Source organism: Methanosarcina spelaei (genome assembly GCF_002287235.1).
GTDB classification, from domain to species: Archaea; Halobacteriota; Methanosarcinia; order Methanosarcinales; family Methanosarcinaceae; genus Methanosarcina; species Methanosarcina spelaei.
On record NZ_LMVP01000427.1, the window covers coordinates 1 to 381 of the forward strand.

Here is a 381-nt window from a genome sequence, read left to right on the forward strand (position 1 = left end):
TTACAAAAGCACTGTACCAAAAGTATTTGCACTGTTGATACGTGCTTAATGTAAAGGAGTTTAGTCAAATGGAACGTAGAAGCAATAGGCCATCACAATCTAAAGAATTGATTTGTAATTCAGACATTACAATTCACTTAAAAGAAAATGATGAGCTTTATCATTACAAAACTGATGAACACGGCAACGTGAGGACGAATAAAAGAGCCTGGGGCGGCTTGAATGCAACTGTAATATTAGGTGAAGTGGATAGCATAGACAATGATATATTCATTAAGCATGGGATAAAAGTATGGTCCTGTGCGATTTCGACATCCGGCAGGATTTCATCGATTGGAATACCCGAGACCGATGTAACAGTTATTATTCATAAATGATTTT

General features: G+C 36.5%; 1 protein-coding gene. It reads left to right on the forward strand.

Annotation, left to right across the window (positions count from 1 at the left end):
- The first annotated feature begins 68 nt into the window (after nt 1–68).
- Nucleotides 69–377, forward strand: a complete 309-nt coding sequence (locus ASJ81_RS15785; RefSeq protein WP_095645206.1) for a hypothetical protein — start codon at nt 69–71, stop codon at nt 375–377.
- The last annotated feature ends 4 nt before the right edge of the window (nt 378–381 follow it).

Coding starts and splice junctions, on each gene's coding strand:
- ASJ81_RS15785 (WP_095645206.1), top strand. CDS start 69: ATGGAACGTAGAAGCAATAGGCCATCACAATCTAAAGAATTGATTTGT.